Annotated in this window: 1 protein-coding gene; it reads left to right on the top strand. The window is 66.9% G+C overall.

Features of this window, described 5'->3' with window-relative positions; genetic code table 11:
• The first annotated feature begins 14 nt into the window (after positions 1–14).
• Positions 15–1,700: a ribonuclease J gene (locus AB0903_RS34285; protein ID WP_366708732.1), complete on the top strand. Its 1,686-nt coding sequence runs from the start codon at positions 15–17 to the stop codon at positions 1,698–1,700.
• Positions 1,701–1,713: the final 13 nt, after the last annotated feature.

The following is a 1,713-nucleotide window of genomic DNA, read 5'->3' as shown; positions in this document are numbered from 1 at the left end:
GGTAGCGTCGGCGTATGAGTCATCCACATCCCGAATTGAAAGCCGCTCCTCCGCTGCCCGCCGGAGGGCTGCGGGTCGTCGCCCTGGGAGGTCTGGGCGAGATCGGCCGCAACATGACGGTCTTCGAGCACGCGGGCAAACTGCTGATCGTCGACTGCGGTGTGCTCTTCCCCGAAGAGACACAGCCCGGGGTGGACGTGATCCTTCCCGACTTCACCTCGATCAGGGACCGCCTGGACGACATCGTGGCCGTCGTCCTGACCCACGGACACGAGGACCACATCGGCGGCGTGCCGTATCTGCTGCGTGAGCGCAGGGACATCCCGGTCGTCGGCTCGAAACTGACACTGGCCTTCCTGGAGGCCAAACTCAAAGAACACAACATCAAACCCCGCACGGTACGGGTACGCGAGGGCGACCGGCGGGGGTTCGGCCCCTTCGACTGCGAGTTCGTCGCCGTCAACCACTCCATCCCCGACGGCCTCGCGGTCGCCATCCGCACGGGTGCCGGCATGGTGCTGCACACCGGCGACTTCAAGATGGACCAGTTCCCCCTCGACGACCGCATCACCGACCTGCGCGCCTTCGCCCGGCTCGGCGAGGAGGGCGTGGACCTGTTCCTCACCGACTCCACCAACGCCGAGGTCCCCGGCTTCACCACCTCCGAACGGGAACTGAACCCCGCGATCGAACAGGTCCTGCGCACCTCCCCCAAACGCGTCATCGTCTCCAGCTTCGCCAGCCATGTGCACCGCATCCAGCAAGTGCTGGACGCCGCCCACCAACACGGCCGGAAGGTCGCCTTCGTGGGCCGCTCGATGGTCCGCAACATGGGCATCGCCCGCGAACTCGGCTATCTGAACGTCCCTGCCGGCCTGGTCGTGGGAATGAAGGAACTGGAGAAGCTGCCCGACCACAAGATCACCCTGGTCTGCACCGGCTCCCAGGGCGAGCCGATGGCCGCACTCTCCCGGATGGCCAACCGCGACCACGTCATCCGCATCGGCAAGGGCGACACCGTCCTGCTGGCCAGCTCCCTGATCCCGGGCAACGAAAGCGCCATCTACCGCGTCATCAACGGCCTCACCCGCTGGGGCGCGAACGTCGTCCACAAGGGCAACGCCAAGGTCCACGTCTCCGGCCACGCCAGCGCCGGCGAACTGGTCTACTGCTACAACATCGTCAAGCCCCGCAACGTCATGCCCGTACACGGCGAGTGGAAGCACCTGCGCGCCAACGCCGACCTCGCCATCCGCACCGGCGTCGACCCCGACCGCGTCGTCATCGCCGAGGACGGCGTCGTCGTCGACCTCATCGACGGACGCGCCGCCATCACCGGCAAAGTCCCCGCGGGCAACGTCTACGTCGACGGCATGACCGTCGGCGGCGCCACCGAGGCATCCCTCAAAGACCGCGTCACCCTCGCCGAAGAAGGCGTGGTGACCGTCGTCGCGATCGTGGACGCCGACACCGGAGCACTCGCGGAGACACCCGACTTCCTCGCCCGCGGATTCGTCCACGACGACACCACCTTCGAACCGGCGATCACAGCGATCGAGAAAACCCTGGCCAAGGCCGCGGAAGAAGGCGTCGGCGACGCCCACCAACTCGAACAACTCATCGCCCGCACGGTCGCCAACTGGGCCTTCCGCACCTACCGCCGCAAACCCCTCATCATCCCCGTCATCATCGACGCCTGACGAGACCCGCACG

The organism is Streptomyces sp. NPDC048389, assembly GCF_040706335.1.
GTDB lineage: Bacteria > Actinomycetota > Actinomycetes > Streptomycetales > Streptomycetaceae > Streptomyces.
Note: the sequence above shows the minus strand (reverse complement) of the source record. Positions and strands in the feature narration are given on the sequence as shown.